A 12,416-nucleotide genomic window follows, 5' to 3' on the forward strand; every position below is an offset into this window, starting at 1 on the left:
CATCTCAAGACACTCCTCGAAGCCGTCCCGGCCCCCGTAGTACGGGTCCGGTACGTCGAGGTCGTCGCCGACGGCGGGGTCGAAGGAGCGGAGCACCACCACACGTGGAACCCCGCCGTCGCGGCCAGCACGATCGCCGAGATCACCAGCAGGGCCGGGCCGTCGGGCCCGTGTCCGATCAGGTTCGCCACCGCGTCCGCGACGGCGACGGCCGTGAACAGCGCGGCGAGCTCGACGACGTCGCGCCGCCAGTGGTGCACGGGCCGCCCGTGCCTGGCCCGGGTCACATCAGGCATGTCTGGAGTCATGCAACCACTGTGGACCAGGGGTGTTGCGTGATCACGAACTGATTGTGACCGATGGGTAAAGCATGCTCCGTCCCATTTGTTGCATTTTCTACGGCCGACCGCCCGCTCTCTCCTGGCAGGGGCCCTACTGACCGACCCGGCCCGGCTGCAGCGTCTGTGTGAACAGTACAGTCCCGTCCTGCTCCCGCAGCCGTACCGTCAGCTCGCCGCCGTCCCCGTCGATGTCGACCTCGCCGAAGAACTGGTAGCCGCCCGCGGGCGAGACGTTCGACGCGGTCGGCGCCTTCACGAACACCCGCTCCGGTCCGAAGGTGCCGTCCAGCGCACTGGCCGGGAAGGCACCGGCGTTCAGCGGGCCGGAGACGAACTCCCAGAACGGCTCGAAGTCGGTGAACGCGGCCCGGGAGGGGTGGTAGTGCTGTGCGGAGGTGTGGTGCACGTCCGCCGTCAGCCACAGCGTGCCGGTGATCCGCCGGTGCTTGACGAACCGCAGTAGCTCGGCGATCTGCAGCTCACGGCCGAGCGGGGCGCCCGGGTCGCCCTGGGCCACGGCCTCGAAGTTCGGCCTGTTCTCCACCGGGTCCGGTACGACGAGACCGAGTGGCATGTCCGCGGCGATCACCTTCCACACCGCACGCGACCGGGCCAGCTCCCGCTTGAGCCACTCCAGCTGCTCCCGGCCGAGGATGCCCTGCGGGTCCACGGTCTGGTCGTCCGGCGAGTTGGCGTTGCGGTACGTGCGCATGTCCAGCACGAACACGTCCAGCAGCGGACCCTGGTGCAGCACCCGGTAGACGCGGCCCTCCCGCGCGCCCGGCCGCAGCGTGGACACGGGGAAGTACTCGCCGAACGCCCGCCGGGCGCGCGCGGCGAGCACGTCGATGCTCTTCTCGGTGTAGCGGGTGTCGGTGGCGGCGATCACCTCGCCCGGGTACCAGTTGTTGCGCACCTCGTGGTCGTCCCACTGGATGATCGACGGCACCTGGGCGTTGAACCGGCGCAGGTTGGCGTCGAGCAGGTTGTAGCGGAAGTTGCCCCGGTACTCGGCGAGGGTCTCGGCGACCTTGGACTTCTCCTCGGTGGTGACGTTCCGCCAGGTGCCGCCGCCGGGCAGCGCCTGGGTGGCGGCGATCGGCCCGTCGGCGTAGATGTTGTCGCCGCTGCACAGGAAGAAGTCCGGGTCCAGCTTCGCCATCGCGTCGAAGATGCGGTAGCCGCCCCGGTCCGGGTTGATGCCCCAGCCCTGGCCGGCCAGGTCGCCCGACCACAGGAACCGCACGCCGTCCCGGCGGCGCCGGGACACGGTACGGAAGGTGCCGGTCACGGGCTCGCCGGTGCGGCGCGGGTCGTCCGGGTCGGCGAGCAGCACCCGGTAGTGGATCTGCTCGCCGGAGGGCAGGCCGTGCAGCCGGGTGGTGCCGGTGAAGTCCGTGCCGGCGCCCAGCAGCGGGCCGTGCCACCGGCGCGGGTCGCGGAACGACTCGGTGGCCGAGGTCTCCACGATCATCCGGGCCGGCCGGTCCGCGCGGACCCACACCAGGCCGGAGTCGGCGGTCACGTCACCGGTCTGCACCCCCCAGCCCGCCGCGGGGCGTCCGGAGCGGGCGAACGCCGGGGCCGCGCCGAGGCCCACGGGCGGGGTCAGGGCCGCCGACGCGGCGAGGGAGCCGCGCAGAACACTGCGGCGACCGGGGAGCGGACGGTGGGACATGGCTGCGCCTCCAGGGACGGGATCCGGCCAGTGTGCACAGCCACACTTACGGGGGCGCCGCGGCGCGCACGCGAACCCGAGGTGAACTCCGGCCGGCCCGGAGGCGGTCGGCGGTGCTCAGCGGCTGCCGTCCAGGATGACCCGCGCGACCAGCGCCGGGTCGTCGTTCATCGGGCAGTGGCCGCAGCCGGGCAGCCGCACCAGCCGGGCGTGCGGTATGAGCTGCTTGGCGCGGACGCCCTGGCGGCGCACGAGGATCCGGTCCCGGCTGCCCCAGGCCACCGTGACCGGCAGGCCCGCCAGCTCGTCGTTGAACCGGACGGAGGAGCCCGCCCGCAGGGTCGCCTCGAAGCCGGTGGCCCCGACGAGCGCGAGCGTCTCGGCGACCACCGCCTCCGGCGAACGGCGCCCGGGGCGGGCGTAGATGGTGCTGGTCAGCGCGGTACGGCCGGCCGCGGTGCGGGCCAGCCGCTCCACCAGCGGCAGCGGCAGCCGCTGGGCGATGCCCCGCATCGCGAGCAGCACCGTGAACGCGTACCGCCGCTCGGCCTCGGTCCAGAAACCGGCGGGGGAGAGGGCGGTGACGGACCGTACGAGCTTCTCCCGGCCCAGCTCCAGCGCCAGCAGGCCGCCCAGCGAGTTGCCCGCGACGTGCGGGCGGTCCAGCTCCAGCGCCTCGAACAGGGCGCCCAGCACGGAGTTCGTGGTGGGCAGGTCGTAGGCCAGGCCGTCCGGCAGTCCCGGGGAGGCGCCGAAGCCGGGCAGGTCGACGGCGATCACCTCGCGCTCGGTGGCCAGGATGTCCACGACCGGGTCCCAGGCCTGCCGGTGGTGCCCGATGCCGTGCAGCAGGACCAGCGGTTCGCCGCGGCCCACGCGCGCGTAGGACACGGTCACATCGCCCGGGCCGTGCGGGGCGGGGACCTTGAAGGAGACGGTGGCGGACATGGGGTGCTCCTCGTCTGGGCTGCTGACGGACGCCGTAGACAGCTTGTCAGCAATTACTACCGGCCGGTAGCCCCCGGATGCCGTCCGCCGCACGGCCCTCAACGCGCCCGGCGCACCTCGATGTTGAAGTCGGCGTGCCCGAAGCCGCGGGACAGGGCCAGCCACAGCGGCAGATACATCTCCACCGCGCGCGCCGACCCGATGCCGCCCAGGTCCAGCACCCGCCCGGCCGGCCAGCCGAACTCCACGAGCAGCCCCGTCACCCGCTCCTTGGCCCGGGCGTCCGCCCCGCACACGAACACATGGTGCTCGCCCGGCACCCGTCCCGGATCCACCATCACCTGGCAGTTGACGGTGTTCAGCGTCTTCACCACGCGCGTGTGCGGGAACGCCCGCTGGATCTGCTCGGCCACGCTGTCCGACTCCACCGGGTCCAGCCGCGGCTGCCCGTCCTCGAACGCCAGCGGATTGGAGACGTCCACCAGCACCTTGCCGTCCAGGTGTTCCGCACCCGCGGCCCGCAGCGCGTCCAGCGCCACCCGGCCGCTCACCGCGTTGACAATCACCTCGCCCGCCGCCGCCGCGTCCGCGAACGTCCCCGCGTGGGCCCGGCCGGCCTCGGCCGTCGCCCACTCCACCGCCACCGGATTGTCCCGGGTGCGGGAACCGAGGGTCACCTCATGGCCCAGCTCCAGCAGCCGGCCGGCCAGGGTACGGCCCACCTCGCCCGTGCCCAGCACCGCGTACCGCATCGCCCACCTCACGGTCACCGGCCGCCGCCCGCCGGCGGTCCGCCGTCATTGTGATCCGCACCGCTCCCGGAGCCGGGCATTCCGGCTGGACACCGACAGGCGTGTCGGCTGGGATGGACCCGTGACCGCCGACCTTGCCACCGACGTCTTCGAAGAGCACCGGCCGCTGCTCATGGGAGTCGCCTACCGCATGCTCGGCCGGGTCGCCGACGCCGAGGACGTGGTGCAGGAGGCCTGGCTGCGCTGGTACCAGGCCGACCGCACCGACGTCCGCGAACCGCGCGCCTACCTGGTGCGCATCACCACCCGGCTGGCCATCGACCGGCTGCGCCAGGTGCAGTCCCGCGGCGAGGCGTACGTCGGACCGTGGCTGCCGGAGCCGTACCTCACCGAGTTCGCCGACACCGCCCCGGACACCGCGGACCGCGCCGTGCTCGCCGACACGGTCTCCCTGGCCGTCCTGGTCGTCCTGGAGTCGCTGTCCCCGCTGGAGCGCGCGGTGTTCGTGCTCCGCGAGGCCTTCGGCTACCCCTTCGCCGAGATCGCCTCCCTGCTCGACCGGGCCGAGCCCGCGGTACGGCAGCTCGCCGGCCGGGCCCGCCGGCACGTGGCCGAAGGACGCCCCCGGTACGAGGTCGACCCCGCCCGGCGCCGCGATCTCACCGAGCGCTTCCTCGCCGCCGCGGCCGGGGGCGACCTGGAGGGCCTGCTGACCCTGCTCGCGCCGGACGTCCGCCTGGTCGGTGACAGCGGCGGCAAGGCCAAGGCGCCGCTGCGCGTCCTGCACACCGCCGACAAGGTCGGCCGCTTCCTCGTCGGCGTCGCGCGCTCCGGCCCGGCGGACCTGTCCTTCCGCCCCGTGGAGGTCAACGGCGGCCCCGCCCTGCTGATCCTGTCCGGCGACAAGCCCGACAGCCTGTTCCAGGTGGACATCGCCGACGGCCGGATCACCGCCGTCTACGTCGTCCGCAACCCGGACAAGCTCCGGCACCTCGCCGACCGCTGAACCCACCGCTCCACCCGCAGAGCCCCCGTCGTGCGACGGGGGCTTTGCCGCGATGTCATACGGCGTGCCGCGTACGAACGCCTCATGAACGCTCCGCGGCAGCCCGGCCGCGCGTTCGCCGCCGGACCGAGGATTGGTCTTGACCAAGGGTGACGGCCGCCCTATCGTCGCAGAGAAGTGCAACAACCTTTAATAAACAAGGGCGCTAAAAACCGCCGGACCACGGCTCTTGCGGAGGACAGGGTGGGGACCACGCAGCTGGAAACGGTGCCGGAACCGAAGTACTGGCATCTCAAGACCGTGCTCACCGAGGCACTCGACTCCGAGTTCTCGGTCGGCGAGATCCTGCCGAACGAACGTGACCTCGCCGCCCGCTTCGGCGTGGCCCGGGCCACGCTCCGCCAGGCCCTCGAACAGCTGGAGCTGGAAGGCCGGCTGCAGCGCCGCCGCGGCGTCGGCACGACCGTCGCGCCGCCGCGCGTGGGCGTGGCCGTCGGTACCGAGCAGCACGCCTGGCCCGGCGCCGCCGGAGACGCCTGGCAGCCCGTCGACAGCGACCTGGCGACGCCGCCCGCCGCGGTCGCCGCCGCCCTGGAGACCGGCGCGGACGAGACCGTCCACACCGTCCGCCGCACCCGCATGTCCCACGGCCAGCAGGTCGCCACCGAACTGCTCTACATCCCGGCGGCCTCGGTGCCCGGCCTCACCGCGATCGACGCCCCGTCCGGCGCGGCACGCGCGCGTGCGGTGCTACGCGAGCTGCAGCACCTGCCGCTGGAGGGCGAGGAGCGCGCCGTCGAGCTGGGCTCCGCACGCGCGGACGACGCCAAGGAGCTCGACCGCCTCCCCGGCTCACCCGTCCTCGTCGTCACCACCCGCTTCCTTGTCCAGGGCCGCACCGCCGCACTGTCGGTGGCGACCTACCGCGCCGACACCTGCCGGCTGACCTTCGGCGAATCGGCGGGCGTGGAAATACACCACGACCCGGAGCAGCGGGCCTCCTGAGCCGGGAGGCAGCCCGCACACCGGGCTCTTCCACGGCTCCGGGCGGGGCCGACCCGCCTGGGGGCGTGGGGAACGGCGCGGCCGGTCAACCACGCCGCAGGGGCTTCACGACGACTCGGCAGCGGGCCTCGTGAGCCGGGAGGCAGCCCGCACACCGGGCTTTTCCACGGCTCCGGGCGGGCCCAACCCCCTGGGGGGCGCGGAAGGACACGGCCGGCCACCACGCCGCAGCGGCTTCACGACGACTCGGCAGCGGGTCTCGTGAGCCGGGAGGCAGCCCGCACACCGGGCTTTTCCACGGCTTCGGGCGGGGCCGACCCGCCTGGGGGCGTGGGGAACGGCGCGGCCGGTCAACCACGCCGCAGGGGCTTCACGACGACTCGGCAGCGGGCCTCGTGAGCCGGGAGGCAGCCCGCACACCGGCTCTTCCACGGCTCCGGGCGGGGCCGACCCCTCTGGGGGCGTGGGGAACGGCGCGGCCGGCCACCACGCCGCAGCGGCTCCGCGACGACCCGTGCCCCCTCGGTGCACGGCTCAGCGCCGCGTCACCGTGCCCTCCACGGCGAACAGCTGCTCCTCCACATGGTCCAGAGCCAGGCGCAGCGCCCCCGTGGCGACGGCCGCCTCGCCCAGTAAGGACAACGCCACCCGAGGCGGCCGCAGGCAATAGCGGGCCAGTTCCCGCCGCAGCGGCTCCAGGACGCCGTCCAACCCCGCCGCCCAGCCCCCGATCACGACCAGCTCCGGATCGAGCGCCAGCACCAGCGCGGCGACATCGTGCACGAGCCGCTGGATGAACCGTTCCACGGCCGCCCGGGCCCGCTGGTCGCCCTTGCGGGCCAGCGCGAACACCTCGGCGACCGCCTGCTCGTCCAGCGGGTGCAGCGGTTCGTCGGTGGTGGACAGCAGCGTCTCCGGCGTCGCCTCCCGGCCCAGCAGGTGCAGCGCGCCGATCTCCCCGGCCGCCCCGCCGTAGCCCCGGTGCAGCCGTCCGCCGATCAGTGAGCCGGCCCCGGGGCTCAGCCCGGCCAGGACGAAGACCACGTCGTCCGTGTCGGTCGCCGCGCCCTTCCAGTGCTCGGCGACGGCCGCCGCGTTGGCGTCGTTCTCCACCAGCACCGGACAGCGGAAGGAACGGCTCAGCCGCTCCCCGAGCCGCAGCCCCGTCCACTGCGGCAGGGCGGTGCTCAGCCGCACCGTGCCGTCCGCCTCCACGATGCCCGGCGTGCCCACGCCCACCGCCCGCAGCGAGCTGCGCGCCACCCCGGCCCGGCGCAGCAGTTCGGCGACCGCGCCGCGCAGCCGGTCCAGCCGCTCGTCCGCCGGGGCCGTCGCGTCGACGTCCTTGGCCTGTGCGCCCAACACCCGTCCGTCCAGGTCGGACAGGAGCGCGGCGACCCGGTGCGGACCGACCTCCAGGCCCAGCAGATGCCCCGCCTCGGCCCGGAACCGGAACCGCCGGGCGGGCCGGCCCTGGCGGCGGGCGCCGCCCTCGTCGGCCGCCGCCTCCACCACGAGCCCGCCCTCGATGAGCCCCTCCACGACGCCCTCGACGGTCGGCCGGGACAGTCCGGTGACGCGGGTGATCTCGGTGAGTGTCGCGCAGTCCGTGGCACGCAGCGCATGCAGCACCACCGCGGAATTGATCCTTCGCAGCAGCGAGGGATCGCCGCCGGTCAGCTGCCCCACCGTCCGTCCTCCCAGCTCGCGGGCGTGTTGGCCGGATCGTACTCGGCCCGGTGCTACCCGGCGAGTGCCGGGTTCCGCCCACGGCCGGGCCTGGGTCACCCGGGTTCCACGAACCCGGACTCGTAGGCCGCGATCACCGCCTGGGTGCGGTCCCGCGCGCCGAGCTTGGCCAGGACGGCGCTCACATGCGACTTCACCGTCTCCGCGCCCACCACCAGCCGGCCGGCGATCTCGGCGTTCGACAGCCCCCGGGCCATGAGCCGCAGCACCTCCGCCTCCCGCTCGGTCAGCCGGGCCCGCTCCAGCACGGCCCGCGCCGGCCGGTCACTGTCGCCGTACCGGGCGGCGAGCCGCCGTACCGACGCCGGGAACAGCAGCGACTCGCCCTCCGCGACGAGCCGCACCGCGTGCACGATCTCGGCCGGACGGGCCCGCTTCAGCAGGAACCCGTCGGCGCCCGCGCGCAGCGCCTCGTACACGTACTCGTCGTCCTCGAAGGTGGTCACCACCAGGATCTTCGGCGGCTCCGGCACCGTGCGCAGCACCGCGCGCGTGGCCTCGATCCCGTCCATCAGCGGCATCCGTACGTCCATCGCGACCACGTCCGGCCGCAGTTGCCGCACCAGCGGGACGACCGCCGCGCCGTCGGCCGCCTCGCCCACCACCTCGATGTCGGGCTGCGCCGCCAGCACGGCCCGCAGACCCGCGCGGACCAGGGGTTCGTCGTCGACGAGGAGTACGGTGACCGGCATCCGGCCAGCGTAGATCAGCAGGCGGGCAGCTCCGCGCGCACCTGCCAGTCGCCCTCGTCCGGGCCGGTCCGCGCGGTGCCGCCGAGCAGCGCGGCCCGCTCCCGTATGCCGCGCAGGCCGCTGCCCCGCCCGGGGCCCGGTACCGCCCCCGGCAGCGGATTGCGCACCTCCAGGGTGAGGGTCCCGCCGGTGACCGCGACCCGGACCCGGACCGGGACGGCCCCCGCGTGCCGCAGCACATTGGTGAGCGCCTCCTGGAGGATCCGGTAGCCCTCGCGGGACACCGGGCCCGGCACAGCCTCGACCGCGCCCGTCACCTCGGCGTCGACCTTGGCGCCGGAGAGCCGCGCCGACTCCAGCAGCCGGCCGGCGTCGGCCAGCGTGGGCCGCGCGCTCACCGGCCGCTCGGCCTCCCGCAGCACGCCCAGCACCCGCTCCAGGTCCTCCAGCGCGGCCCGGCCGGTCTCCTCGACGGCGGCCAGCGCCCGGGCGGTGAACTCCGGATCACCGGCCGCGCGCGCGGCACCGGCCTGCACCACCGCCACCGTCAGGGCGTGCCCGATCGAGTCGTGCAACTCCCGCGCGATCCGGGTGCGTTCCAGCAGCTGCTCGGTGCGCTCCTCCAGCGCGGCCAGCCGCTCGGCCGCCGACGGCCCCAGGAGCCGGCGCGCGGCGGCGGTGAGCAGCGCGCCGAGCCCGACGACCACCCCGTACAGGGCAAGCAGCGGCAGCGGCGCCAGCAGCGCCCAGGCGGGGTGCGGCGGCAGCCGGTCCAGCAGCGGTATCCCGGCGGGCGCCGCACCCCAGGCGCACCGGGCCAGTTCGAAGCAGCTGACGGGCAGCCACACCGAGGCGAACACGGTCGCGCCGCCGAGCAGCATGCGCAACTCCAGCCACAGCACCGTACGCAGCCGGTCCCGCCAGGTCGCCGCCGGCGCCTCGGATATGCCCGGGTCCGGCTCGGCGGGCGTGAGCAGCAGCCGCGCCTGCACCCCCTCGCCCCGCCGCACCGCGGGCACCAGGCCGAGCGGAACGAGCAGCAGCGCGGGCACCCACGGGGCCGACGGGACGACGAACAGCCAGACGCTGACCACCAGCATCGGCACCCACAGATGCAGCAGGCGCGTGTACGTCGTCCCGCTCAGCAGCAGGCGCAGGAAGCGGGCCATGGCCTCATCGTCGCAGGCGGCACCGACAACAGCCCTCCCCCGCACGGGGGAGACGCTCTCCACCGGCGGGGGAGGACCCGACTCCGCCGCCCGGCCAGGCTGTTGCCATGACCAGCATCGACGTACGAGACCTCACCAAGGAGTACGGCGGCCGGCGGGCCGTGGACCGGCTCACCTTCCGCGTGCACCCCGGCCGGGTCACCGGCTTCCTCGGCCCCAACGGCGCCGGCAAGTCCACCACCTTCCGCCTCGTCCTCGGCCTCGACCGGGCCACCGCCGGCACCGCCACCGTCGGCGGCCACGCCTACGCCGGGCTCCGCGACCCCCTGCGCCGGGTGGGCGCCCTGCTCGACGCCCGCGCCGCGCACGGCTCCCGCACCGCCCGCGACCACCTGCTCGCCCTCGCCGCGAGCAACCGCATCCCGGTCCGCCGCGTCGACACCGTCCTGGAGGAGACCGGCCTCGCCCCCGTGGCCCGGCGCCGGGTACGGACGTACTCCCTCGGCATGCGCCAGCGGCTCGGCATCGCCGCCGCCCTGCTCGGCGACCCCGAGGTCGTGCTGCTCGACGAACCCGCCAACGGCCTCGACCCCGAAGGCATCGTGTGGATCCGCACCCTGCTGCGCCGGCTTGCCGCCGAGGGCCGCACGGTCCTGGTCTCCAGTCATCTGATGGGCGAGACCGCCGCCTTCGCCGACCGGTTGCTGATCCTCGGCCGGGGCCGCCTGCTCGCCGACACACCGGTCCAGGACTTCATCCACGCGCGCGTACGGCCCCACGTCCGCATCCGCACCACCGATCCCGTCGCCCTCGGCGACCTCCTCGCCCGGCACGGTCACGACGCCTCCCGGGACGAGGACGGGACCTGGACCGTACGGCACGCACGCGTGGACGACCTCGGCCGGCTGATGTCCGAGGCGGGCGTCCCCGTCCTGGAACTCGCCGCCCGTGAGGCCACCCTGGAGGAGGCCTACCTCGATCTGACCGCGGCCGAGGCCGAGTTCACCGCACCACGCCAGGAGGCCTGACCATGCCCTTCGCCCCCGTGCTCCACGCCGAGTGGATCAAGATCCGTACCCTGCGCTCCCTGCTGGGTGCCCTCGCCGCGATCCTCGTCTGCACCGCCGCGTTCTCGGCGCTCGCCGCGGCCGACGCCGACGACTCCGACCCGCTGTTCTCGGTGTTCTTCGGCATCAGCCTCGGCCAGGTGGCCGCGATCGCCTTCGGTACGACGGCCGTCTCGTCGGAGTTCCGGGGCGGCGCGCTGCGGCTCACGCTGGCGGCGGTGCCCGACCGGGGGCGCTGGTTCGCCGCGAAGGCGACCGCGATCGCCCTGCCGGTACTGTCCGTCGGGCTGCTCACGGGGTTCGTCACGCTCCTGGCGGGCCGGGCGGCCCTCGGCGCCTCCGCGCCCGGCTGGGCCGAGGGGGTGCGCGGCGCGGTCGGGTGCGGTGTGCACCTGACGCTCATGGCGCTGTTCGCCGCGGGCCTCGCCACGGTCCTGCGCAGCGGCGTGGCCACCCTCTCCGTGCTGATCCCGTTCCTCCTCGTCGTCTCCTTCGTCGTCGGCGATCTGTCGGGCGGGGCAGCCGACTTCCTCCCCGACCGGGCCGGCCAGGTCGCGCTGCACAGCACCTGGGACGGCACCCTCGGCCCGTGGACCGGCCTCGCGGTGACCGCGCTGTGGACGGCGGCGGCCCTGCTGGCGGGCGCGTGGAGCCTGCGGCGCAGGGACGCCTGACGCCGGACGGGGGCGACGCCTGACAGGCCGCCAATTGTCAGTGGTGCCCGCTTTACTGGACGGCATGGACATCGTGCAGTGCCTGACCCTCATCGACCTGCTGTGCGACCGGGAGTTCCCCGCCGCGCACGGCAGGACGGAGCACGGCGAGAGCGGGCCCGGCTACCACATAGCCGCTTTACAGACGAGCGAGGACTTCTGGGACGGCGACGGCAGCACCCGGGAGGAGACCGCGGCACAGTACGAGGCCGACCGGGACGGCCTCGTCGAGCGGCTCGGCGAGCGCTGGGGCCCGCCGCACCACGTCAGCCTGTACAGCGTCCTCGACCGGACCCTGGCGGGCGAGGAGGTCCCCGAGCCCTGGGCCGGCCTGAGCGGCCACGTCCCCGACGTCCACCTGTGGCGCCTCCCGCGGACGGAGCGCTGGCTCGCCCTCGGCGTCTCCCAGTGGGACAAGGAGCTGCCGTTCCAACTGCTCGGCATCGTCACGGAGACCGACCCGCCCTGACATCCGCTCCCTGCTGCCGGGCCATTGCGTCCGGTGGCCTCCTCCGCCGAGGATGGCCGTGATCATCAGGGTGACGGTGGGGGTCGGCTGTGGCAGGTGCGGGAGCGGCCGAACTGCTGCTGGGCGGCACGGTCGTGGTGGCCGCCTCGGTGCAGTGGCTCACCGGCATGGGCTTCGCGCTCATCGCGGTCCCCGTGCTCGTGCTGACGCTCGGACCGGCGCAGGGCGTGGTCCTCGCGAACTGCGCGGCCGGAGTCATCAGCATCGCCGGACTCGCCGCGGGCTGGCGGCGCGTGCGGATCGGCGCCATGGTCCCCCTGGTCATCGCCGCCGCGTGCACCGTGCCCGTGGGCTCATGGGCGGCCGCCCGGCTCTCCGAACCGGTCCTGCTGGCCGGCATCGGGACCCTGGTGACGTTCGCCGTGGCCCTCGTGATGGCGGGCGCGCGCATCCCGGCCCTGACCGGGACGAAGGGCGCGGTGACCGCGGGTGCCGTGGGCGGATTCATGAACTCCGCCGCCGGGGTCGGCGGGCCGCCGTACTCGCTCTACGCCGTGAACGCGGGCTGGCCGGTCCACGAGTTCGTGCCGAACGCGCAGTTCTACGGCATCGCGGTGAACGTCTTCTCGGTGGCCGTCAACGGTGTGCCACGGCTGAGCGGGCCGGCCTGGACGGTGTCCGTGGCCGCCATGGTGGCGGGTGCCCTCGTCGGCCGGGCGCTGGCCCCGAGGGTCCGGGAGCGCGCGGTGCGTCGGCTCATCCTCGCCCTGGCCCTCGCCGGCGGCTGCTCCGTACTGGTCAAGGGGCTGCTGGAGATGACGTGACGG

12 protein-coding genes and 1 pseudogene are annotated in these 12,416 nt (G+C 74.5%); 6 read left to right on the plus strand and 7 right to left on the minus strand.

All coding sequences use genetic code 11. The features are described 5' to 3' along the window. The 4 genes and pseudogenes from ABZ923_RS19430 to ABZ923_RS19445 form a co-directional block, all read right to left on the minus strand. A pseudogene (locus ABZ923_RS19430) lies at nucleotides 1–308 on the minus strand (GNAT family N-acetyltransferase); the annotation flags it as partial. A gap of 124 nt (nucleotides 309–432) precedes the next feature. Further along, nucleotides 433–2,019: an alkaline phosphatase D family protein gene (locus ABZ923_RS19435; RefSeq protein ID WP_361473017.1), complete on the minus strand. Its 1,587-nt coding sequence runs from the start codon at nucleotides 2,017–2,019 to the stop codon at nucleotides 433–435. A 117-nt stretch (nucleotides 2,020–2,136) separates the two neighbouring features. Next, complete coding sequence (locus tag ABZ923_RS19440) at nucleotides 2,137–2,967, minus strand: alpha/beta fold hydrolase (RefSeq protein WP_361473020.1); 831 nt, start codon at nucleotides 2,965–2,967, stop codon at nucleotides 2,137–2,139. 98 nt (nucleotides 2,968–3,065) lie between these two features. Next, the gene (locus tag ABZ923_RS19445) at nucleotides 3,066–3,719 is read right to left on the minus strand and encodes an NAD(P)-binding domain-containing protein (RefSeq protein WP_361473216.1); all 654 of its coding nucleotides are present in this window, start codon (nucleotides 3,717–3,719) and stop codon (nucleotides 3,066–3,068) included. Between the two features lie 121 nt (nucleotides 3,720–3,840). On the opposite strand from ABZ923_RS19445, the gene ABZ923_RS19450 reads away from it, so the two are divergent. Both ABZ923_RS19450 and ABZ923_RS19455 read left to right on the plus strand, forming a co-directional pair. Beyond that, entirely contained in the window at nucleotides 3,841–4,725 is an 885-nt protein-coding gene (locus ABZ923_RS19450) for an RNA polymerase sigma-70 factor (RefSeq protein ID WP_361473023.1), read from the plus strand. A 243-nt stretch (nucleotides 4,726–4,968) separates the two neighbouring features. Continuing rightward, nucleotides 4,969–5,730, plus strand: coding sequence for a GntR family transcriptional regulator (locus ABZ923_RS19455; RefSeq protein ID WP_361473026.1), 762 nt, complete (start codon nucleotides 4,969–4,971; stop codon nucleotides 5,728–5,730). Nucleotides 5,731–6,264: 534 nt separating this feature from the next. Here the strand turns inward: ABZ923_RS19455 and ABZ923_RS19460 are convergent. The 3 genes from ABZ923_RS19460 to ABZ923_RS19470 all read right to left on the minus strand — a co-directional run bounded on the left by ABZ923_RS19460 (nucleotide 6,265) and on the right by ABZ923_RS19470 (nucleotide 9,340). Next, nucleotides 6,265–7,419 (minus strand): ROK family transcriptional regulator, encoded by a 1,155-nt coding sequence (locus ABZ923_RS19460; RefSeq protein ID WP_361473028.1) that lies wholly within the window; start codon nucleotides 7,417–7,419, stop codon nucleotides 6,265–6,267. 95 nt (nucleotides 7,420–7,514) lie between these two features. Continuing rightward, entirely contained in the window at nucleotides 7,515–8,171 is a 657-nt protein-coding gene (locus ABZ923_RS19465) for a response regulator transcription factor (RefSeq protein ID WP_361473031.1), read from the minus strand. A gap of 14 nt (nucleotides 8,172–8,185) precedes the next feature. Continuing rightward, nucleotides 8,186–9,340 carry a histidine kinase gene (locus ABZ923_RS19470; RefSeq protein ID WP_361473034.1) on the minus strand — a complete coding sequence of 385 codons (1,155 nt, stop codon included), beginning with the start codon at nucleotides 9,338–9,340 and terminating at the stop codon, nucleotides 8,186–8,188. A gap of 107 nt (nucleotides 9,341–9,447) precedes the next feature. Here ABZ923_RS19470 and ABZ923_RS19475 point away from each other — a divergent pair, with 107 nt between their 5' ends. From ABZ923_RS19475 to ABZ923_RS19490, 4 genes are all read left to right on the plus strand, one after another. Continuing rightward, nucleotides 9,448–10,368, plus strand: coding sequence for an ATP-binding cassette domain-containing protein (locus ABZ923_RS19475; protein ID WP_361473036.1), 921 nt, complete (start codon nucleotides 9,448–9,450; stop codon nucleotides 10,366–10,368). Nucleotides 10,369–10,370: 2 nt separating this feature from the next. Next, the gene (locus ABZ923_RS19480) at nucleotides 10,371–11,081 is read left to right on the plus strand and encodes an ABC transporter permease (protein ID WP_361473039.1); all 711 of its coding nucleotides are present in this window, start codon (nucleotides 10,371–10,373) and stop codon (nucleotides 11,079–11,081) included. A 64-nt stretch (nucleotides 11,082–11,145) separates the two neighbouring features. Next, the gene (locus tag ABZ923_RS19485; RefSeq protein ID WP_361473042.1) at nucleotides 11,146–11,589 is read left to right on the plus strand and encodes a hypothetical protein; all 444 of its coding nucleotides are present in this window, start codon (nucleotides 11,146–11,148) and stop codon (nucleotides 11,587–11,589) included. Nucleotides 11,590–11,678: 89 nt separating this feature from the next. After that, entirely contained in the window at nucleotides 11,679–12,413 is a 735-nt protein-coding gene (locus tag ABZ923_RS19490) for a sulfite exporter TauE/SafE family protein (protein ID WP_361473045.1), read from the plus strand. The last annotated feature ends 3 nt before the right edge of the window (nucleotides 12,414–12,416 follow it).

The sequence above is a fragment of the Streptomyces sp. NPDC046881 genome, from assembly GCF_040645015.1.
Classification (GTDB): Bacteria; Actinomycetota; Actinomycetes; order Streptomycetales; family Streptomycetaceae; genus Streptomyces.

What these genes read in the sequence shown, in the direction of transcription:
- ABZ923_RS19435 (WP_361473017.1), bottom strand. Translation starts at nt 2,019, where the DNA reads ATGTCCCACCGTCCGCTCCCCGGTCGCCGCAGTGTTCTGCGCGGCTCC.
- ABZ923_RS19440 (WP_361473020.1), bottom strand. Translation starts at nt 2,967, where the DNA reads ATGTCCGCCACCGTCTCCTTCAAGGTCCCCGCCCCGCACGGCCCGGGC.
- ABZ923_RS19445 (WP_361473216.1), bottom strand. Translation starts at nt 3,719, where the DNA reads ATGCGGTACGCGGTGCTGGGCACGGGCGAGGTGGGCCGTACCCTGGCC.
- ABZ923_RS19465 (WP_361473031.1), bottom strand. Translation starts at nt 8,171, where the DNA reads ATGCCGGTCACCGTACTCCTCGTCGACGACGAACCCCTGGTCCGCGCG.
- ABZ923_RS19470 (WP_361473034.1), bottom strand. Translation starts at nt 9,340, where the DNA reads ATGGCCCGCTTCCTGCGCCTGCTGCTGAGCGGGACGACGTACACGCGC.
- ABZ923_RS19475 (WP_361473036.1), top strand. Translation starts at nt 9,448, where the DNA reads ATGACCAGCATCGACGTACGAGACCTCACCAAGGAGTACGGCGGCCGG.
- ABZ923_RS19480 (WP_361473039.1), top strand. Translation starts at nt 10,371, where the DNA reads ATGCCCTTCGCCCCCGTGCTCCACGCCGAGTGGATCAAGATCCGTACC.
- ABZ923_RS19485 (WP_361473042.1), top strand. Translation starts at nt 11,146, where the DNA reads ATGGACATCGTGCAGTGCCTGACCCTCATCGACCTGCTGTGCGACCGG.